This window comes from Actinomadura sp. J1-007 (assembly GCF_009793335.1).
GTDB lineage: Bacteria > Actinomycetota > Actinomycetes > Streptosporangiales > Streptosporangiaceae > Spirillospora > Spirillospora yumaensis.
Genome location: NZ_WING01000001.1, coordinates 5,487,811 through 5,507,415 on the forward strand (window position 1 = coordinate 5,487,811; position 19,605 = coordinate 5,507,415).

At 75.2% G+C, this 19,605-nt stretch carries 18 protein-coding genes and 2 pseudogenes; 12 read left to right on the top strand and 8 right to left on the bottom strand.

Annotated features, from left to right (window positions below; all coding sequences use genetic code 11):
• Nucleotide 1: 1 nt before the first annotated feature.
• The 5 genes and pseudogenes from GEV43_RS55115 to GEV43_RS25000 all read right to left on the bottom strand — a co-directional run bounded on the left by GEV43_RS55115 (nt 2) and on the right by GEV43_RS25000 (nt 3,262).
• Nucleotides 2–577 carry a substrate-binding domain-containing protein gene (locus tag GEV43_RS55115; protein ID WP_309240034.1) on the bottom strand — a complete coding sequence of 192 codons (576 nt, stop codon included), beginning with the start codon at nt 575–577 and terminating at the stop codon, nt 2–4.
• Nucleotides 499–837, bottom strand: a pseudogene (locus tag GEV43_RS56260) (hypothetical protein); the annotation flags it as partial. The pseudogene GEV43_RS56260 and the gene GEV43_RS55115, both read right to left, overlap by 79 nt.
• Nucleotides 838–1,074: 237 nt before the next feature.
• On the bottom strand, nt 1,075–1,827 hold the full coding sequence (locus tag GEV43_RS50990; protein ID WP_309239830.1) for a phytase: 753 nt from the start codon (nt 1,825–1,827) through the stop codon (nt 1,075–1,077).
• Nucleotides 1,818–2,438: a phytase gene (locus GEV43_RS50995; RefSeq protein ID WP_241683033.1), complete on the bottom strand. Its 621-nt coding sequence runs from the start codon at nt 2,436–2,438 to the stop codon at nt 1,818–1,820. Before GEV43_RS50995 ends, GEV43_RS50990 begins: the two co-directional genes overlap by 10 nt.
• A gap of 107 nt (nt 2,439–2,545) precedes the next feature.
• Complete coding sequence (locus GEV43_RS25000) at nt 2,546–3,262, bottom strand: GntR family transcriptional regulator (protein ID WP_160824764.1); 717 nt, start codon at nt 3,260–3,262, stop codon at nt 2,546–2,548.
• A gap of 183 nt (nt 3,263–3,445) precedes the next feature.
• On the opposite strand from GEV43_RS25000, the gene GEV43_RS25005 reads away from it, so the two are divergent.
• The 7 genes and pseudogenes from GEV43_RS25005 to GEV43_RS25035 all read left to right on the top strand — a co-directional run bounded on the left by GEV43_RS25005 (nt 3,446) and on the right by GEV43_RS25035 (nt 11,515).
• Entirely contained in the window at nt 3,446–4,381 is a 936-nt protein-coding gene (locus GEV43_RS25005) for a TIM barrel protein (protein WP_160822780.1), read from the top strand.
• Between the two features lie 86 nt (nt 4,382–4,467).
• Nucleotides 4,468–5,393: pseudogene (gene iolC / locus GEV43_RS25010) on the top strand (5-dehydro-2-deoxygluconokinase).
• Between the two features lie 154 nt (nt 5,394–5,547).
• Entirely contained in the window at nt 5,548–6,399 is an 852-nt protein-coding gene (locus tag GEV43_RS25015; RefSeq protein WP_160824765.1) for an aldolase, read from the top strand.
• A 13-nt stretch (nt 6,400–6,412) separates the two neighbouring features.
• A complete protein-coding gene (iolB, locus tag GEV43_RS25020) occupies nt 6,413–7,249 on the top strand; it encodes a 5-deoxy-glucuronate isomerase (protein WP_302931289.1) in 837 nt (278 codons plus the stop codon).
• Nucleotides 7,246–9,162 carry a 3D-(3,5/4)-trihydroxycyclohexane-1,2-dione acylhydrolase (decyclizing) gene (gene iolD / locus GEV43_RS25025; protein ID WP_160822782.1) on the top strand — a complete coding sequence of 639 codons (1,917 nt, stop codon included), beginning with the start codon at nt 7,246–7,248 and terminating at the stop codon, nt 9,160–9,162. The genes iolB and iolD overlap by 4 nt, the downstream gene beginning before the upstream one ends.
• 32 nt (nt 9,163–9,194) lie before the next feature.
• Nucleotides 9,195–10,694 (top strand): CoA-acylating methylmalonate-semialdehyde dehydrogenase, encoded by a 1,500-nt coding sequence (locus tag GEV43_RS25030; protein ID WP_160822783.1) that lies wholly within the window; start codon nt 9,195–9,197, stop codon nt 10,692–10,694.
• A 47-nt stretch (nt 10,695–10,741) separates the two neighbouring features.
• Nucleotides 10,742–11,515 carry an MgtC/SapB family protein gene (locus GEV43_RS25035; protein WP_160822784.1) on the top strand — a complete coding sequence of 258 codons (774 nt, stop codon included), beginning with the start codon at nt 10,742–10,744 and terminating at the stop codon, nt 11,513–11,515.
• A gap of 36 nt (nt 11,516–11,551) precedes the next feature.
• Here GEV43_RS25035 and ccsB read toward each other — a convergent pair whose 3' ends face one another.
• Genes ccsB through GEV43_RS25050 form a run of 3 tightly spaced genes read right to left on the bottom strand, consistent with a single transcriptional unit; the run spans nt 11,552 to nt 14,470 of the window.
• The gene (gene ccsB, locus GEV43_RS25040; protein WP_160822785.1) at nt 11,552–12,646 is read right to left on the bottom strand and encodes a c-type cytochrome biogenesis protein CcsB; all 1,095 of its coding nucleotides are present in this window, start codon (nt 12,644–12,646) and stop codon (nt 11,552–11,554) included.
• A gap of 28 nt (nt 12,647–12,674) precedes the next feature.
• A complete protein-coding gene (locus GEV43_RS25045) occupies nt 12,675–13,436 on the bottom strand; it encodes an ABC transporter permease (protein WP_160822786.1) in 762 nt (253 codons plus the stop codon).
• The gene (locus tag GEV43_RS25050) at nt 13,436–14,470 is read right to left on the bottom strand and encodes an ABC transporter ATP-binding protein (protein ID WP_206681268.1); all 1,035 of its coding nucleotides are present in this window, start codon (nt 14,468–14,470) and stop codon (nt 13,436–13,438) included. The genes GEV43_RS25045 and GEV43_RS25050 overlap by 1 nt, the downstream gene beginning before the upstream one ends.
• Nucleotides 14,471–14,614: 144 nt before the next feature.
• Here GEV43_RS25050 and GEV43_RS25055 point away from each other — a divergent pair, with 144 nt between their 5' ends.
• From GEV43_RS25055 to GEV43_RS25075, 5 genes are all read left to right on the top strand, one after another.
• Nucleotides 14,615–15,211, top strand: a complete 597-nt coding sequence (locus tag GEV43_RS25055) for a TetR/AcrR family transcriptional regulator (protein ID WP_160822788.1) — start codon at nt 14,615–14,617, stop codon at nt 15,209–15,211.
• Between the two features lie 657 nt (nt 15,212–15,868).
• Complete coding sequence (locus GEV43_RS25060; RefSeq protein ID WP_160822789.1) at nt 15,869–16,534, top strand: response regulator transcription factor; 666 nt, start codon at nt 15,869–15,871, stop codon at nt 16,532–16,534.
• A gap of 628 nt (nt 16,535–17,162) precedes the next feature.
• Entirely contained in the window at nt 17,163–18,287 is a 1,125-nt protein-coding gene (locus GEV43_RS25065; RefSeq protein ID WP_160822790.1) for an IS701 family transposase, read from the top strand.
• A gap of 100 nt (nt 18,288–18,387) precedes the next feature.
• A complete protein-coding gene (locus GEV43_RS25070; RefSeq protein ID WP_160822791.1) occupies nt 18,388–18,861 on the top strand; it encodes an L-2-amino-thiazoline-4-carboxylic acid hydrolase in 474 nt (157 codons plus the stop codon).
• A gap of 82 nt (nt 18,862–18,943) precedes the next feature.
• Nucleotides 18,944–19,570, top strand: a complete 627-nt coding sequence (locus GEV43_RS25075) for a hypothetical protein (protein WP_160822792.1) — start codon at nt 18,944–18,946, stop codon at nt 19,568–19,570.
• The last annotated feature ends 35 nt before the right edge of the window (nt 19,571–19,605 follow it).

The window sequence follows — 19,605 nt, forward strand, 5'->3', positions numbered from 1 at the left end:
GTCACGCGGGCGGGGCCGTGGACGGGCGGCCGACGACCAGGGGAGGGACGGTGATCCGCCGTCCCTCCTCGGGCCGTTCGCCGCCGATGCGGTCGAGGAGGAGCTCCATCGCCGCCCGGCCGAGTTCGCGGGGCGGCGGGGCGACCGTGGTCACGCCGATCGCGGCGGCGCCGGGAGGGTCCCCGACGACGACGAGCGACACGTCCCCCGGGACGCGCAGCCCGGTCCGGCCCAGGGCGGCGAGCGCCCCGGCGCCCGTGGCGTCCCCGATGGCGACCGCCGCGCTGAACGGCTCGGACGGCCGCCACGCCCCCGCCCGCCCGCCGTCCTCCGGTGCGGGCGGCGCGAGCAGGTCGCGGGCGATCGGCCGGTCGCCGAGCCCGGCGTCTCGCATGGCCGCGGCGTACGCGTTGCGGAGCGACGCCGGGGGCGGGGGGAGAGGGACAGGCAGGCGATGTCCCGGTGCCCCAGAGCCGCCAGGTGCGACACGGCCAGTTCCACCGCCGCCGCGTCGTCCCCCGTGACGCCGTCCAGCCGCGCCGAACGCGGCGAACGTCCCACCACCGCCAGCGGGCAGGTCCCGGCGGCGCGTTCGATGTCGGACGCGGAGGACCTCGGGTTCGCCAGCAGCACGCCGTCCGGGCGCAGGTCGAGCAGCTGGTGCAGGGCGGCGCGCTCGCGCGCCGGACGGCCGCCGCCGCCGACCAGCAGCAGCCGGACGGAGCGCCGGGCCGCCGCCTCGGCCATCCCGTCGTGGAGCGCCGCGCACGCCGGATCGTGCAGGTCGGCCAGCAGCCCGACCATGCCGGTACGGCCCGCGGCCAGGCTCCGGGCCATCACGTTCGGCCGGTACCCGAGCTCGCGGGCCGCCTCCAGCACCGCCTCGCGCCGTTCCTTGCCGACCTTGGGGAGCCGCGCATGACGAGGGACACCAGCGCGCGCGAGACGCCCGCGCGCGCGGCGACGTCCTCAAGGGTCGGGTGGGACATGGCGTGGATCTCCAAACGCTGGCCTGCGGCGAGCCGCCGTACCGGATCGATATCACAGCGGCCCGCCGCGGGCCGCGTCGGCGGATCAGTCGCGCGGGTCCCAGTCGCCGGGCGTCACGTCCAGGTCCAGCGGCTCGGCGACCTGCTTCCAGTCGACGAACTTGAAGTCGGTGTTGGTACGGACCTCGCCGTTGCCGTCCACGACGTCGGGCGTGTTGAACCCGTCGTGGACGACCAGCAGGCCGTCGCGGAAGTCGCCGACGCGCGCGCTGGTCACCATCGCGCCGTCGCACTCCTCGGAGCCGTCGACGGCGCGGCCGGGAGCGACCCGGAAGCGGCCGAGGTACCCGTTGGGCGCCTCGCGGCCGTACGCCACGAACGTGTTGTCGCCCTGGCTGGAGGCGAGCAGGTAGCCCTCCCCGTCGTCCTGCCGGTAGATCGTCAGCCCTTCGGCGTCCGCGGTGAGGTGCTCACCGCCCGCGCCCGGGTCGGGCCCGCTGACCTCGCACTCGTCGGTCTCGGGGTTGTAGGTCGCGGGGACGCCGTAGTCCCTGACCTTGTCGACGAGCTTCGGCGACCCGCCGCCGATCGGGATCCGCCAGATCCCGACGTCCTCCTGCGCGGCGTACAGCGCCCCGTGCTCCTCGTCGGCGACCATGCCCTCGACCTGCGGGCCGCGGCCGGGGTCCTCGCAGGGCGTCCAGGTGGCGCCGCCCGGCAGCGGGAACGAGGCGGGCAGGTCGACGTCGCGGACCCGCCGGTAGGTGATCGTGCCCGCGGCCGTGGCCTCCAGCCGTACGATCCCGACCCGCGTGGTGTGCCGCCGGCTCAGCGCCACGTAGCCGCCGCCCTTCCCGTCGGGCCAGGACGCCAGGCCGTAGGCGGTGCGCTGGTCGTTGACCTCGTCGGGGACGCGGAGAACACCGGCGGCGCGGCGGCGTCGGTGACGTCGGTGAGCGGGGCCCGGTGCCGCCGGGCGGCGGCCGGGTCGATCGCGTAGGCGCGGACGGTGTCGCGCCCGCGGTCGGAGACCACGGCGAGGTCGACGGTCCGGCCGCCCAGCCGGAAGCCGTAGACGAGATCGACGTTGTTGAAGCGGCCCGGCTCGTCGCCGGGGCGCGGCGGAGCCGGCGCCGCGACGCGCTGGAGCTGCCTGCCGCCGGTGTCGTACACCGCCAGGCCGGCCTGCTTCAGCGTGCCGATGACCAGGTCGCCGCCGTGGTCGTCGGGGTGGCTCCAGATGGCGGGGTCGTCGGCGTTGGCGTCGCCGCCCGCCGCGTCGTCGAAGACCGCGGGGGTCTCCAGCCGGGCGTGGACGGCCGCGGGCTCGTCGCCGTCCGCGGACGCCGCCGCGCCGGGCAGGACGGCGGCGGCGAGGGCGGCGGCAAACGCCGCGGCGGCCAGCCGCGAGGGGCGGGCCGGCAGGGGGTGGAAGCTGCCGTGGGGCATCGGGTTCCTCCTGATGCGCTGGCGGGTCGTGCCCGCACCGTAAGCGTTAGAGCGCTCTAATTCAATAGAGCGCTCTAATCGGTCAGGAGGCCGCCGGGCCCGCCGGCTCAGCGTTCGACGAGCGTGAGCGAGTAGGAGTAGCGGTCGGCCCGGTAGACGTGGCAGCCGTACTCGACCGCGCCCCCCTTGTCGTCGAAGGCGGTACGGGTCATCGTCAGCACCGGGACGCCGCGCCGCTCGTCCAGCCGCCGCGCCTCGGCCGACGTGGCGGCGCGCGCGCCGATCGACTGGTTGGCGACGCGCAGGTTGACGCCGCTCCCGCGCAGCAGCTCGTACAGGCCGTGCCGGGTGAGGTCGTCCACGCCGAGGTCGATGAGGTCGCGCGGTAGGTAGTTGGTGAGCAGGGCCAGCGGCTCGTCGCCCGTGTAGCGCGTGCGCCGGATCCGCGTCACCTCCGTGCCGGGGGGAACGCCGAGCTCCTTGGCGACCAGGTCGTCCGCCGGGGCCGGTCCGAGTTCGAGCACCTCGGTGCGCGGGTCCTTGCCCGCCGCCGCCAGGTCGTCGTGGAGGCTGGTGAGCTCGATCGGGCGGCGGATCTCCGACAGGACGACCTGGGTGCCGACGCCGCGCTTGCGGACCAGCAGCCCGCGGTCGACGAGGTGCTGGATCGCCTGCCGCACGGTGGGGCGGGACAGGCCGCAGCGCTCGGCGAGCTCCAGCTCGTTCTCCAGGCGGGTGCCCGGCGCCAGCTCGCCGGCCTGGACCGCCGCCTCCAACTGCCGGGCGAGCTGGTAGTACAGCGGGACCGGGCTGCTGCGGTCCATGATCACGCGAGGTCGGTACACCGTGCTCCCTTCGAGGCCGTCCCCTCGATGATAACCGGCGCTTGGCTGGACTTCCTTACCTCATAATGTCCTAACAAAGTATTGACATGCCCGCGCGCCCTTCAGCAGACTCGGCGGGGCCGGCCGGCGCCGGTGTCGCCTTTTCGCGGAGATGGAGGATCGATGATCACTGACCGCGTCGCGGGAGCCCCGATCTCGTGGGGGGTGTGCGAGGTGCCCGGCTGGGGGCACCAGCTCGGGCCGTCCCGGGTCCTGGCGGAGATGCGCGGCCTCGGGCTGGCGGCCACCGAGTCCGGGCCGGACGGCTTCCTCCCCCCGGGCGCGGTCGAGCGCGCCGCGCTGCTCGCCGCGCACGGCCTGCGGCCGGTCGGCGGGTTCGCGCCGGTCGTCCTGCACGATCCCGGCCGCGATCCGGAGCCGGCGGTGCGCAAGGCGCTGGCCGGGCTCGTTCCGGACGGGTTTGACATGGAACGCTCCAATTCGTCCGCGTCCCCCACTGTGTCTCCGTCTTCGTCCCCGTCCGCCCCGGTGCTGGTGCTGGCCGCCGTGCACGGCCTGGACGGCTACGACCGCCGTCCCGACCTGGACGCGGCCGGCTGGACGGCGCTGCTCGCCAACCTCGACCGGATCGCCGCCCTCGCGGCGGACGCCGGCGCGCGGGCGGTGCTGCACCCGCACGCCGGCACGATGGTGGAACGGTCCGACGAGGTCCGGCGGGTGCTCGACGGGTCCGGCGTGCCGCTCTGCCTGGACACCGGGCACCTGCTCATCGGCGGCACCGACCCCGCCGAGCTGGCCGCGCGCGCCCCCGGACGGATCGCGCACGTGCACCTCAAGGACGTCGACGCCGGACTCGCGGAAGACGTGCGGAACGGCTGCACGTCCTACACCGACGCCGTCCGCAAGGGCGTCTACCGGCCGCTCGGCGAGGGCGACGTGGACGTCACGGCGATCATCGGCTCGCTGGAGGGCTCCGGCTACGGCGGCTGGTACGTGCTGGAGCAGGACACCGTCCTCGACCGCGAGCCCGAACCCGGCGCGGGCCCGGTCGCCGACGTGCGCGCCTGCCTGGAGTACCTGTCCGGGATCGCCTCGTGACGCGGGGGCCCGCCCCCCTCCCCGCCTCCGCGCCCGGAGCCGCGCCGGGGCCCGCCTCCGGTCCGTTCCCTCTGGAGGTGCTGACGATGGGCCGGGTGGGGGTCGACCTCTACCCGTTGCAGTCGGGCGTCGGGCTGGACCGGGTCGAGACGTTCGGCCGCTTCCTCGGCGGCAGCGCCACCAACGTCGCGGTGGCGGCGGCCCGGTACGGGCGGCGGGCCGCGGTGATCACGCGGACCGGGGCCGACCCGTTCGGGCGGTTCGTCCGGAGGGCGCTCGCGGAGTACGGGGTGGACGCCGGGTTCGTCGCGGACGTCCCGGGCCTCCCGACGCCGGTCGCGTTCTGCGAGCTGTTCCCGCCGGACGACTTCCCCCTCTACTTCTACCGCTACCCCAAGGCGCCCGATCTGGAGATCAGGTCCGGTGAGCTGGACCGTGCCGCGATCGAGACGGCCGGGTGCTGTGGGCGACCGTCACCGGGCTGTGCGCCGAGCCGTCGCGGACGGCGACGCTGGACGCCCTGCGCTGGCGGCCGCGCGGCTCCCTCACCGTCCTGGACCTGGACTACCGGCCGATGTTCTGGGAGTCGGAGCGGGCCGCGCGCCACTGGACGGGCGAGGCGCTCCGGCACGCCACGGTCGCCGTCGGGAACCTCGCCGAGTGCGAGGTCGCGGTGGGCGAGCGGGAGCCCGTGCGGGCCGCCCGCGCGCTCGTCGACCGCGGCGTCCGCCTCGCCGTCGTCAAGCGCGGCCCGGACGGCGTGCTCGCGTACGACGCGGCCGGCGCGATGGTCGAGGCCGCGCCGGTTCCGGTCGAGGTCGTCAACGGGCTCGGCGCGGGCGACGCGTTCGGCGGGGCGCTCTGCCACGGCCTGCTGGCCGGATGGGAGCCCGCCCGCGCGATCGGCTTCGCCAACGCCGCCGGGGCGGTCGTCGCCTCCCGCCTCGCCTGCGCCGCGGCCATGCCCGCGCACGGCGAGGTCGCGGCGCTGATGCGGAAGGAGTCGGCATGAGGCCGCGGCGTCCGGGACGCCCCGCGGGCGCCGTGCCGACCGACAGGAGGGTGGTGCCGCAGTGAGCGTGGACGCACAGGACACCGGAGACGGCCGGGCGGGCCCGCCGGGCGCGCCGCCCGCCCCGTACGCGCCGTCCGGCCGGGCGGCGGAGCTGGCCGCGACGCGGGCGACCAGCCCGGAGGCCGTCGCCGAGACCGCCGGGCGGCGGGTCAGGCGGCCGTCCCTGCTCGGCGCGTCCGGGCGGCTGATGCTCGTCGCCGCCGACCATCCGGCGCGCGGCGCGCTCGGCGCGGGCGGCGACCCGCTCGCGATGGCCGACCGCGGCGAGCTGCTCGACCGGCTGTGCCGGGCGCTGGAGCGGCCGGGCGTGGACGGCGTGCTCGGCACCCCCGACGTGATCGAGGACCTGCTGCTGCTCGGCGTGCTGGACGGCAAGGTCGTGATCGGCTCGATGAACCGCGGCGGCCTGCTCGGCGCGTCGTTCGAGATCGACGACCGGTTCACCGCCTACGACGCGGAGGCGATCGCGGCGGCCCGGCTGGACGGCGGCAAGGTGCTGCTGCGCGTCGATCCCGCCGACCCGGCCACCCCGGCGGCCCTGGAGGGCTGCGCGCGGGCGGTGTCGGGGCTCGCCGCGCGCGGGCTGATGGCGATGGTCGAGCCGTTCATCTCCCGCCGCGAGGACGGCCGGCTCCGCAACGACCTCAGCCCGGAGGCGATGATCCGGGCGATCGCGATCGCGTCCGGGCTCGGCACCACCTCGGCGCGCACCTGGCTGAAGGTGCCCGTCGTCGCCGACATGGAGCGCGTCATGGCCGCCTCGACGCTGCCCGCGCTGCTGCTCGGCGGCGAGGTCGCCGACGACCCGCGCGCCGCGCGCGACGGCTGGCGGCGCGCGCTCCGGCTGCCGACCGTGCGCGGCCTGGTCGTCGGGCGCTCTCTCCTCTACCCGGCGGACGGCGACGTCGCCGCCGCCGTGGACGCCGCGGTGGAGGTGCTGTGAGCCCGCCCCCTACCTGCCCGCCGGAAGCGCGGCGGCCCCGCCGTACGCGGTGGAGATCATGCCGGACGGCGCGGACTGGAAGCACTGCGGCCTGCGCGTCCTGGAGCTGCGCGACGGGGCGGGGCACGTGTTCGCGACCGGCGCGTTCGAGATGATCGTCCTTCCGTTGGCCGGGTCGTGCACCGTCGAATGCGACGGCGAGCGGTTCGAGCTGGCGGGCCGCCGCGACGTGTTCAGCCGGGTGACCGACTTCGCGTACGTCCCGCGTGACGCGCGGGTCGTGATCCGGGGGAGCGGACGGTTCGCGCTGGCCGCAGCCCGCTGCGAGCGCCGGCTCCCGCCCCGCTACGGCCCCGCCGAGGACGTCCCCGTGGAACTGCGCGGCGCGGGACCGGCGAGCCGCCAGGTCAACAACTTCGGCACGCCGGACGGGTTCCCGTTCGCCGAGAGGCTGATCGCGTGCGAGGTGCTGACGCCCGGCGGCTGCTGGTCGTCGTACCCGCCGCACAAGCACGACGAGGAACGGCCCGGCGAGAGCGTCCTGGAGGAGATCTACTACTTCGAGGTCGCGGGCGAGTCCGGGATGGCCTACCAGCGCGTGTACGGCGGCCCCGACCTGCTCGCCGAGGTGCGGACCGGCGACGCCGTCCTCGTGCCGAGCGGCTGGCACGGGCCGTCGATGGCCGTGCCGGGGCACGACCTCTACTACCTCAACGTGATGGCCGGGCCGTCGCCCGAGCGCGCCTGGCGCGTCCGCGACGACCCCGCGCACGCGTGGATCCGCGACACCTGGACGGACCTGCCGGCGGACCCCCGGCTGCCGCTGACCTCACCGGAAGGGCGATCATGAGACTGACCGTCGGCCAGGCGCTGGTGCGCTTCCTGGCGGCGCAGTGGAGCGAGCGCGACGGGACGCCGCGCCGCTTCTTCCCCGCCTGCCTCGGCATCTTCGGGCACGGCAACGTGGCGGGGGTCGGGCAGGCGCTGCTGGAGCACTCCGCCGAGCTGCCGTACCGGATGGCCCGCAACGAGCAGGCGATGGTGCACGCCGCCGCCGGCTACGCGCGGATGAGCGACCGGCTCGCCACGCTGGCCTGCACGGCGTCCATCGGGCCCGGCGCGACCAACATGGTCACCGGCGCGGCGCTGGCCACGATCAACCGGCTGCCGGTGCTGCTGCTGCCCGGGGACGTGTTCGCCGGACGCGTCGCCAACCCCGTGCTCCAGGAGCTGGAGGACGCGCGGTCCCACGACGTGTCGGTGAACGACTGCTTCAAGCCGGTCTCCAAGTACTGGGACCGCGTCAACCGTCCCGAGCAGCTGCCGAGCGCGCTGCTGGCCGCGATGCGCGTGCTCACCGACCCGGCGGAGACGGGCGCGGTCACGCTCTGCCTCCCGCAGGACGTGCAGGCCGAGGCGTACGACTGGCCCGAGGAGCTGTTCGCGCGCCGCGTGTGGAGGGTCGCCCGTCCCGTTCCGGAGCCGGCCGCCGTGGACGAGGCGTGCGCGATCCTGCGGGCCGCCGAACGCCCGCTGGTCATCGCGGGCGGCGGCGTCGTCTACTCCGGCGCGGCCGAGGACCTGCGCGCCTTCGCCGAACGCACCGGCCTGCCCGTCGCGGAGACGCAGGCGGGCAAGGGCTCGCTGCCCTGGGACCATCCGTGCTCGGTCGGCGCGGTCGGCGCGACCGGGACGTCCGCCGCGAACGCCCTCGCCCGCGACGCCGACGTGGTCGTCGGCGTCGGCACCCGCTACAGCGACTTCACCACCGCGTCCCGCACGCTGTTCCAGCATCCGGACGTCACGTTCGTCAACGTCAACGTCGCCCGCGTGGACGGGCTCAAGCTCGGCGGCCTCGCCGTCGCCGCCGACGCGCGCGAGGCGATCCGCGCCCTGGACGCGGCGCTCGCGGGCCAGGGCGCGGCGTTCGCGAGCCAGGGCGCGGCGCTCGCGGACGGGGGCGCGGCGACGGGCGGGTGGACGGTCCCGGACGGGCACCGCGAGAGGGCCCGCGACCTGGCGCGGCGCTGGAACGCCGACGTGGCGAGGTCCGTGGCGCGCGACCACGGCGTCCCGCCCGCCCAGGCGCAGATCATCGGGATCGTCAACGAGGAGTCCGGCCCACGGGACGTGGTGGTGTGCGCGGCGGGCTCGATGCCCGGCGACCTGCACCGGCTCTGGCGGGCCCGGGACCCGAAGGGCTATCACGTCGAGTACGGCTACTCCTGCATGGGGTACGAGATCGCGGGCGGCCTCGGCGCCAAGATGGCCGATCCGTCGCGCGAGGTGTTCGTGCTGGTCGGCGACGGCTCGTACCTGATGATGGCGCAGGAGCTGACGACCGCCGTCGCCGAGGGCGTCAAGCTCGTCGTCGTCCTCGTGCAGAACCACGGGTACGCGTCGATCGGCGACCTGTCCGAGAGCGTCGGCGCGGACCGGTTCGGCACCCGGCACCGGGTCCGTACGGCCACCGGCCTCGACGGCGACCCCCTCCCCGTCGATCTGGCGGCCAACGCGGCGAGCCTCGGCGCGGACGTGCTCCGCGCGGACGGGGCGGACGGGTTCCGCGCGGCGCTGCGCGAGGCGATCGCGTCGCCCCGGACGACCGTCGTCCACGTCGAGACCGACCCGCTCGCCCCCGCCGCACCGGACGGCGGCGCCTGGTGGGACGTGCCCGTCGCCGAGGTGTCGGGACGCGCCGACACGCGGCGCGCCCGCGCCCGCTACGAGAAGGAACGCGAGGCCCAGCGGCGGCACTGGTGACGACGGCCCCCGCACACCCCAGAGGAGGACACATGTCTCTGATCCAGCACCGCATCGACGGCTTCCGCACCGGCGGGAGCGCCACCCTCACCGTTCGCGATCCGGCCACCGAGAAGGCCGTCGGGGAGGTCGCGCTCGCCGGCGAGGAGGAGGTGGGCGCGGCCGTCGCCGCCGCCGCGCGGGCGTTCGACGCCTGGCAGGACGTCTCGCAGGCCCGCCGGGCGCGGATCATGTTCGCGTTCCGCGACCTGCTCGAACGGCACGAGGACGAGCTGGCCCGGCTGGTGACCGCCGAGCACGGCAAGGTCCTGGACGACGCCAGGGGCGAGATCGTCCGCGGCCGCGAGGCCGTCGAGTTCGCGTGCGGCATCCCGCAGCAGCTCAAGGGCGAGTACTCCGACCAGGTCTCCGCGGGCGTGGACGCGTACTCGTTCCGGCAGCCGCTCGGCGTGTGCGCGGGCGTCGTCCCGTTCAACTTCCCGGTCATGGTGCCGCTGTGGATGCACCCGATCGCGATCGCCTGCGGCAACGCGTTCGTGCTCAAGCCGAGCGAGCGCGTCCCCTCGGCGTCCAACCTGATCGCCGACCTGTACGCCGAGGCGGGCCTGCCGGACGGCGTCTTCAACGTCGTGCACGGCGACCGGCGCGCGGTGGACGCCCTGATCACGCACCCGGACGTCGCCGCGGTGTCGTTCGTCGGTTCCACGCCGGTCGCCCGGCACGTGCACGCGGCGGCGACCCGCGCGGGCAAGCGGGTGCAGGCCCTCGGCGGCGCCAAGAACCACGCGGTGGTGCTGCCCGACGCCGACCTGGACCTGGCCGCCGCCCAGATCACGGCGGCCGCCTACGGGTCGGCCGGGCAGCGCTGCATGGCGGTCTCCGTCGCGGTCGCCGTGGGCGAGGCCGCGGACCCGCTCGTCGAACGGCTCGCGTCCCGCGCCCGCGCGCTCCGCGTCGGCCCCGGCGCCGACCCGGGCAGCGAGATGGGCCCGCTGATCGGCGACGACGCCCGGACCCGCGTCGTCGCGCACGTCGACGCCGCCGAGGCGGCCGGGGCCGAGGTCGTCGTGGACGGCCGGGGGCTGCCGGGTCCCGGCTTCTACGTCGGCCCCTGCCTGCTCGACGGGGTGTCCACCGCGATGGCCGCGTACCGGGAGGAGATCTTCGGCCCCGTCCTGATCGTGCTGCGCGCCGACTCGTTGGACGAGGCCGTCGCGCTGGTCAACGCCAACCCGTACGGCAACGGCACCGCGATCTTCACCTCCTCCGGCGAGGCGGCGCGGCACTTCCAGCGCCGGGTGCACGTCGGCATGATCGGCGTCAACGTGCCGATCCCCGCGCCGATGGCGTTCTACTCCTTCGGCGGCTGGAAGGCGTCGCTGTTCGGCGACGCCCACGTCCACGGGCCCGAGGGCGTGCGGTTCTACACGCGGGCCAAGGCGATCACCACGCGCTGGCCGCGGTCGCCGGCCGGGTCCGCCCCGGCCGCCGCGCCGTCCGCCGGTGAGCTGGCGTTCCCGACCGCCACATGACCGGCGGGGCCGCGAGCCGCACCGGGCCGGACGGGAGGTCGAGCTAGGTGGTGGAGCTGTCCCCTGGCCAGGGCTGGACGCAGCTCGGCGAGCTGCTGCTGGCTCTGGTGCTGTCCGCCGCGATCGGTCTGGAGCGCGGGCTGCGCAACAAGAGCGCGGGCCTGCGCACGCACACGCTGGTGGGGGTCGGTGCGGCGTTGTTCATGCTGGTCAGCAAGTACGGCTTCGACAACGTTCCGGGGCAGAACGTGGCGTTCGATCCGTCGCGGGTGGCGGCGCAGATCGTGTCGGGGATCGGGTTCATCGGCGGCGGGTTGATCTTCGTTCGGCGGGACGCGGTGCGCGGTCTGACCACGGCGGCGGTGGTGTGGGTGACGGCGGCCGTGGGCATGGCGGCGGGCGGCGGCCTGCCGGTGCTCGCGGTCGCGGTGACCGCGGGCCACTTCCTGGTCGTGTACGGGCTGAGCGCGCTGACCAGGCGCCTGCCGCTGGCGCGGTTCCAGCCGACCGGGGCGGCGCGCGTACGGCTGGCCTACCGGGACGGGCGTGGCGCGCTGCGCCGCGTCCTGGTCGAGTGCACGCGGCGCGGCTTCGTCGTCATGGAGGCCGACGTCGAGCACGAGCGCCCGCTCGGCGGCGCGGAGTACGGCCCGGCGGCCCGCCGCGAGCGCGCCGGACCGCCGGACCGCCGCGACCCGTACGGCTCGGTCGTGACGCTCGTGCTCGAAGGGGCGGGCTCGGTGCCGGACCTGACCGCCGTCCTCGGCGAGCTGCCCGGCATCACCGCCGTCACGATCGGCTCCGACCGGGACGACGAATGACGCGGCGTCCGGCGGCGGTCCCGCGCCCGGGGGCGGTCAGAGGCCTGCGTAGGAGTGGAGGCCCGAACCCCAGAGGTTGACGCCGACCAGGTTGAACAGCAGGCAGCCGTAGCCGGCCAGGGCGATGACGGCGGCCTTGCGTCCGCTCCAGCCCTTGGTGGTCTGGGCGTGCAGGTACGCGGCGTACACGACCCAGGTGATGAACGCCCAGGTCTCCTTGGGGTCCCAGCCCCAGTAGCGGCCCCAGGCGTTGTCGGCCCAGATCGCCCCGGCGATGATCGCGAACGTCCACACCGGGAACGCGAACATCAGGGTCTGGCGGGCGAGCCGTTCGAGGGTGGCCGCGCCCGGCAGGCGCGAGGCCAGCGCGGCGACGGAGGGACGGGCCGCAGGGCGGTCGGCCGGGCGTTCGGCCGGACGGTCGGCCGGGTCTTCGGGCGCGGGAACGGCGCGCAGGCGGTACAGGTAGAGCGCGGTGAGGGCGGTGGCGACGGTGAAGCCGCCCGAGGCGGCGATCGCGGCCAGCACGTGGATGGCGAGCCAGTACGAGTGCAGGGACGGCTGGAGCGGGTCGATCGGCGTGTAGAGCGTGGTGGTGGCCAGCCCGAGCGCGACGACCACCGGGAACATCACGAACGCGCCCAGGTAGAACGTCCGCTTGCGTACGAACAGCACGAGCAGCGCCGACACCGCGGTGAACGTGACGGCGCAGATGAACTCGTACATGTTCGCCCACGGCACGCGCCCGGCGGCGAGGCCGCGGGTGGCGAGGGCGGTCAGGTGGACGGCCCAGCCGAGCGCGGTCAGGCCGAGCGCGTAGCGGCCGAGGGAGTCGGCGGTGAACATCCGCTGCTCGGGCTCGCCTTCGCCTTCGCCTTCGCCGTCGTCTTCGGAGGCAGAGGCGGAGGAGGCGGGCGGTGGAGGGCCCGGTCTGGCGGCCGTTCCGCCTCCGGCCGCGACGAGGACGCGTTCGGGAGACTCGGCCAAGGCTTCCGTCTTGGTCTTGGCCTCGGTCCTGGTGCGGCGGTAAGCGAAGACGGCGGCGAACGCCAGGGCCGCGAAGGTGTAGAGGGCGGTCGCCCCGTTGGTCAGGCTGTCGCTCCAGGTCGCGAGCGTGGAATCGGGCGGCATGGTTCTCCCTTGGTGGGTCGATCGCGTTCTATGAGTCGAGCGCGTTGCGGTACGCGCGGGCGGCGAGGGCGAGGCAGCAGGCCCCGAACGCGGCCGAGCCCGCCAGGCGCAGCGCGATGCCCGTCCAGTCGGGGTCGGCGGTCAGGGCGGACGCGAGCGCGTCGATGTCGTAGGCGAGGGGCACGGCGGCGCGGAACGGTGCGAGGCCGTCCGGGAGCGAGTCCGGTGGGATCAGGCCGAAGAAGATGACGGCGGTGAGGCCGAGCTGCCCGGTGATCGCGGCGGTCTCGGGCCGGGACGGGCCGAGCCCGCTGAGCGCGCCGAGCCCGCTGTAGGTGAGGCCGGACGTCAGCGCCGCCGGGACCAGCACCCACAGGTGGGTGGCGGGGAGCGAGAACAGCGCCGTCCCCGCGGCGGCGGTCAGGACGATGCCGGGCACGGCGAACGTCGCGTAGCAGGAGCAGAAGCCCAGGACCACCGCGGCGGGGCGGACGGGCAGCGTGCCGAAGTAGTCCAGGCCGCCGCCCGCCCGTACGGCCGCGAGGCGCTGGGCGAGCAGGTTCCAGGCGATGAACGCGACGACCGAGAGGACCGCTCCGGAGACGACCGCGGCGCGCGACCCCTCGCCCGCGGTCCGGCCGATGCCGTGCAGCAGGACCAGGATCGCCAGCGACTGGACGGTGGCGACGAGGACCACCGCGCCGCCGCCCGCGCGGGCCCGGCCGAGCTGGGCGGTGTGCACGGCGGCGATGGTGGCCGGCGCTCCCGGGCCCGTGCGCGCGACGGCCATCACCCCTCCTCGGAGTCGCAGGCCAGCAGGACGTCCTCCAGGCTGGGCGGCGCGAGGCCGAAGTCGTCGAGGGCCGCGTACGCGGGGCCGTTGAGGATGCCGGCCAGGACGTCCTGCGCCTCGGCGACCGGGAGCCGCACCGTCCAGCGGCGGCCGCGCCGCAGCACCGTGCCGCCGAGGCCGGCCGGGTCGATCGCGGGCTCGTCCCGCCAGGCCAGGTCGAGGCGGACGAGCCCGCCGAACCGCTCCTTGAGCCGCCCCGGGGTGCCGAGGGCGGCGGGGCGCCCGGCGTGCAGGACCAGCACGCGGTCGAGGACGGTCTCGGCCTCCAGGACGTTGTGCGTCACCAGCAGCACCGCCGCCCCGCCGGAGCGGCGCCGGTCCAGCGCGTCCCAGACCGTGCGGCGCGCGTCCAGGTCGAGGCCGGTGGTCGGTTCGTCCAGGACGAGCAGGGGCCGTTCCCCGGCGAGGGCGGTCGCGACGCCGACGAGCCTGCGCTGCCCGCCGGAGAGGCGCCCGACGCGGTCGTCCGCGATCGCGGCCAGGGCGAGCTCGGCCACCAGGTCGTCGGCCTGCGCGCGGGCCGCCGCGCGGGGCAGGCCGCGCAGCCGCCCGGTCGTCTCCAGAGCGGTGCGCACCGACATGTCGGCCAGCGCCGACTCGCGCTGCGGCAGGTACGCCAGGTGGACGGCGGCGTGCGCGGAACGGGCCGTCACGTCGGTCCCGTCCAGCAGGACCCGGCCCGTGTCGGGGCGCAGCAGCCCCACGAGCATCCGGACGAGGGTCGTCTTGCCCGCGCCGTTGCGTCCCAGCACCCCGAAGACCTCGCCCGGACGGACGTTCAGCGTCACGCCGTCCACCGCCGGACGGGACGCGCCGGCGTACGAACGGCTCAGCGCGGTCGCCTCGCAGACCGCTCGCGAGGCTTCGCGCGCGCGGCCGTGCGCGTCGTCCCCTCGCGCGTCGTCTCCGTGCGCGTCGTCCCCTCGCGGGGGCGGCGAGGCCGTGGATTCGGTCCTGCTGCGGGATGCCACGCAGCACACCATACAGACGCTTTGTATCTACGTCTTGTAGTACCACCCTGTAGCGCGCCAGGACGTTCCGCCGGGGCCCGCCGGGAGGGCCGTCCACGCTGGTCAGCGGACGGCGCGGAACGGGAGTCGCCTACGATGCAGAGCGTGCCCCGCATCTCCGGATCCCTCGATCAGCACCGCACCGCCATGCGCGAGCGGATCCTGGTCGCGGTGCGGGAGATCATGACCGCCGACGGCGTCGACAGGCTGTCCATGGCGGAGGTGGCGAACCGCTCGGGCCTCAACCGCAGCGTCGTCTACAACTACTTCGAGGACGTGCGGGCGCTGCTGATCGCCCACGCCGAGCACGAGACGGCGCGCTTCACCGAGGAGCTCGACCGGGCCCTGGCCGGCGCCGACGGCCCCACCGAGCGCATCACGGTGTACGTCCGCCGGCAGCTCGCCGACTTCGCCGCGCACCCGCAGCCCGCCGGCCCCGAGCTGGCCACCCTGCTCGGCCCGGACGGCTACGAGCAGATGCACGCGCACGTCGGCCCGCTCGGGCGGATTCTCACCGGGATCATCCGCGACGGCGTGGACTCCGGCGAGTTCGCGCCCTGCGACCCCGCCGAGACCGCCCACCTCGTGCACGCCTGCCTCGGCGCCGAGCGCTACCCGCTCGGCCAGGGCGCCCGCGAGCTGGAGCCGACCGTCGAACGGGTCACCACGTTCGTCCTGCGCAGCCTCGGCACCGGCGGGTGACGAGGGCGACCGGTCCCGGAGGTGACGGTGTTGCCTCCGGCGGGCCATTGACGGACCGGCCGCCGCGAACGACGCGCGCGGGCGTGCCCGTGATCCGGGCACCGGCCGACCGTCGCCGTGCCGTTTCGCGGACGCGCTCCATTCCGCGGCGGTCGTAACGACGGGTGCGGGCCGGCCGCCCGCCGATGTGCGGTAGTCGTTATCCGTTCCCGCACTTGTGCGCCTTCGGGAATATCCGGCGGACGGCCCGCGGGAATTGTCTGGACCGCTTCGTGTCAGCGCATTGCCGTCATACCCGCCGCCATGTATACGCTATTAAGTGAGGCCGTGGTCGATTACAGAAGGTTGACTTTGGCGTGCGAAGCGTTGTCGTCCGTATCGCTTCCAAACCCTTACCGTGCGATGGCCGTTCCCTCCGCCGCCCCGGCGGTCGTGGCCGGAACGTTCCGTTCGCAGTAGCCGCAGACGGGGGCGTCCCCTTCTGCCGCGTCCGCCGGCGCCCGCCCGCACGGTGCGCCGGCCGCGCCGGATGAGCGGTGAGTACGAGTCGGGGATCGTCCGGGCGGAGCGTGGTCCAGAGGATGTTGCAGGGGGTGTCCTGATGGCGCGAGAAAGGCGGGCAACACTTTTCCGGCGGGGGGTCGCATGCCGATTCGGGTGATCGTCTATGACCAACAGACCCTCACCTTGCTCGGAGTGCGCGCGATATTCGAGCCGGAGCGCGACCTCGAAATCGCCGGGGAGACCCGCGACGCCAGGCGGCTGCCCGCCCTGGTGCGCGAGCGGCGCCCGGACGCGGTGCTCGTCGGCCTGCCGCTGCCCGACCTGGAGGTCCTGGAACTGGTCAGGCGGGTCCTCGCGGCCGGGGACGGCGACGGCCCGAGCCTGGTGGTGATGGCGTCCCCGAAGCACGAGGGCTCGCTGCTCGACGCGCTGCGCGCGGGCGTGCGGGGCGTGGCGAGCAAGGAGAGCCCGCCGTCGGAGCTCGTCCGGACGGTCCGGGCGGTGGCGGCGGGCGGGGCGGTGCTCACGGCCACCATGACCGGCCACCTGCTCGACTGGGCCGCGCGGGTCCCGATGGCGAGCGCGGTGCGCGACGCGGTCGTGGAACGGCTCAGCGAGCGCGAGCGGCGCGTCCTGGAACTGGTGTCCAGCGGTCTGTCGGACGCCGAGGTCGCGGCCGAGCTGCACGTCTCCACCGCGACGGTGCGCTCCCACATGCACCACGTGACCGTGAAGCTGGGCATGTCGGGACGGACGCAGGTGGTGGCGTTCGCCTATCGCCAGGGACTGATGGTGGAAGAGCCCGCGGGAGGAGGCTGACCCTCCGTTCTCCGGGCGCGTCAGGAAACGGGGGAGGCCGATCCGGCCTCCCCCGTTTCATGCTTACCGGTTGCTCTTGCGAACTTGTCGCAAGAGCAACCATGATGCATATTGGGAACGAGCGGCTTCCCCTTCCCGGCCCGCTCCGGCCCGGCCGGCCGATGAGCTGGAATTTCGGCCGGGCTTCCACAGATGTGGAAATGGCCGCGCCGTTCCCTGCGCACCGGTGGAGGATTCCCCGGATCGCGCCGCCACGCCGTTGAGTGCGCGCCGAACGTTATGTGCAGCGCCGCCGGGAACGGCTCAATGGCTGTCGATCCGCCGCCGGGCGAAGATCAGCGACGTGTTGAAGACAGCCGCGCGCCGAGCAGATTACCGTGACATCGGTCCAAGCGAGTCGAAGACGCCAGGAAAAGCTTGATGAATGGCTGGGGCGATGTGCGCGCAAATGTGTAGGCAGGACGTCGCGGATTCCTCTTCCTCCGCTTCTCCCTCTTCGGTCGGATCGACGGGACGGCGACTCCACCCGCCCAAGCCCCCGTTCCCCGGCCCCGGCGCGGACCCCCTTCCGGGCGGGCGCCCGCTCGGGGGGCCGCGCGCCAGGGGCGCGCTCGGGGAGGGCAGGCTGGTGGCCGTTCCGAACGCGCCCCACGGGCACGCCCAGCGCACCGAGCTGGCGCTCCGCCGCCTGCACCGGTTGATCGCCCCGCGGTTCGCGCGCGCCGAGCCGAGGGACCGCGCGTTCGCCTTCCTGCGCGGCATGGTCCTGTCCGCCGACCGCCGCAACGGCAGGCAGCTCGCCGAGAACGCGGGGGAGGCCCGGCCCGACGGCATGCAGCGGCTGCTGACGACGGCCCGGTGGGACGCCGACGAGCTGCGGGACGACCTGCGCGGCATCGTCGTCGAGCACTTCGGCGACCCGCGCGCGGCGCTGGTGCTGAACGAGGAGGCGTTCGCCAAGAAGGGCGACCGCTCCGTCGGCGTGCGGCGGCAGTTCTCGGCGGCGGCCGGGGGAGTGGAGAACTGCCAGGTCGCCGTCTTCCTCACCTACGCCGCGCCGCGAGCGCAGGCCATCGTGGACCGGGAGCTCTACCTCCCGCCGGAGTGGGCGGGGGACCCGGTCCGCCGAGCGCGGGCGCACGTCCCCGCCGACGTCCCGTACCGGAGCCGCGGAAGGCTCGGCTGGGAGATGGTCGAACGCGCCCTGGACGCCCGCACGCCCGCCGCCTGGGTCGCCGCGGAGGCGCCGTTCGGGCACGACGCGGCCCTGCGCGGACGGCTCGACGAGCGCGGGGTCCCCTACGTCCTCGGCGTGCGGACGGAGCCGCGCTCCCGGAGCCGCCAGGACGGCCGGAGGCCGCGCGGCGTCCCCGAGGACGCCATCGCCTCCATCCCGGCGAACGAGTGGCAGCGCACCGTCCACCACGACGATCCGGTGCGGCACGGGCTCGCGGGCCACGCCGCGCGGGTGCTCCTCGGGCGTCCCGGCGGTGACGGCCTCGAACGCTGGCTGCTCGTCCGCCGCGACGGCCGCGGGACGCGCGCGTACGTGTGCGCCGCGCCGAGGGCCACGTCCCTGCGCGAGCTGGCCGAGGTCGCCCGCCAGGCCGAGCGCGCCCCGCTGTGCGCGGCCGCCGCCCGCCGCGAGGTCGGGCTCGACCACTACGAGGTGCGGCTCTGGAGGGCCTGGTACCGCTACATCACCCTGGGCCTGCTGGCCCACGCCGGGGTCACGCTGGCCGCCGCCGCCTGACTCCCCGCTCCCTGACTTTCCGCCCCGGGACCCGCCGCGCGGACGGCGCGGCGTTCCGGCCCCACCCCGTACGGACCCCGAATCCCCGGGAGGCACCGCCATGCACGAGATCACCGACGACGGGCTCCGGCGCGGCCTGGCGGAGCGGCTCGGCCGCTACCGCGAGCTGCGCGAGCGCCTCGGCCCCGAACGCGCCCGCGAGGCGATGCTGGAGGGCCTCCCCGAGAAGCAGGCCGCGCGGCTCGGCCCGGCCGTCGAGGGCGAACGCCTCGCGGCCGGCATGGCCCGCGCCCTGCCGTGGCTGGAGGCGGCGGGACTCGTCCACGAGGTGGTGGACGACTCGCGGCCGGGCGAGGACGCCGCGCTGGAGATCGCCCTGACCTGCACCTGCGCCACCGCGGCCGAGGTGCTCGGCCTCGACCCGCGGGCGGCCGAGCCGCTGCTGTGCGACCTGGAGGCGGAGGCGACCCGGCGGGCGTTCCCCGGCCTGGACGTCCGCGCCCTCGCGCACCGGACCGGCGGCGGGCGCGTCTGCGTCTTCCGCTACCGCCGCGACATCCCGCCGGCCCGGTGACGTCCCGCCACCGCGGCGGACGGTCCGGACGGCGTGACACCGGCCGGGGCGACGGACGTCCCGGCCCGACCTGGAGGTGACCATGAGACTCGATCTGACGGCCGTCCACCGGCGGCTCGGCTGGCGCGCGCAGGCGGCGATCGCCGGCGTCGGCGCGCTGCTGGCCAGTGCGGGCGACTACCGCGCCGGGGTGCTGGCGGCGCACATCCCGGTGGTCCTGACCCGGCTGAACAGGGACGCGCTGACGGCGCCGGTCCTGCCGGACGGGAAGGTGTCGTTCGCGTTCTACGGCGTGATCGACGCGCCGGGGGAGAAGCGGACGGTGCGGGCCGACCTGGAGCAGGACGACGTCCTGTACGTCGAGATGCTGATCCCCAAGCTCGCGCCGGAGACCGGGATCGAACCGGAGAGGCTGCCGTCGCTGACGCTGGTCGCGCCGTCGGGGAAGCGCGAGGTGTTCACGGCCAACCGCAGCGAGACGTTCGACGAGCCGTACACCGACACGTCCTACATCAGCTACAGCATCGGCCGCATGTCCGCCGAGAAGGGCACCTACACGATGGAGATCCTCGGTGAGGTGCCCGCGCGGTTCGTGCTGGCCGTCGGCGAGGAGGAGCGCCCCGGCGAGGTGATGAAGGGCGAGATCGCCGACATCGCCGACGTGCACGAGTGGTACCGGACGCCTCCCGAGGCGGCGCCCGCCGGTTAGCCGCGACGGAAGGGGAACGCACGATGAGCCGGATG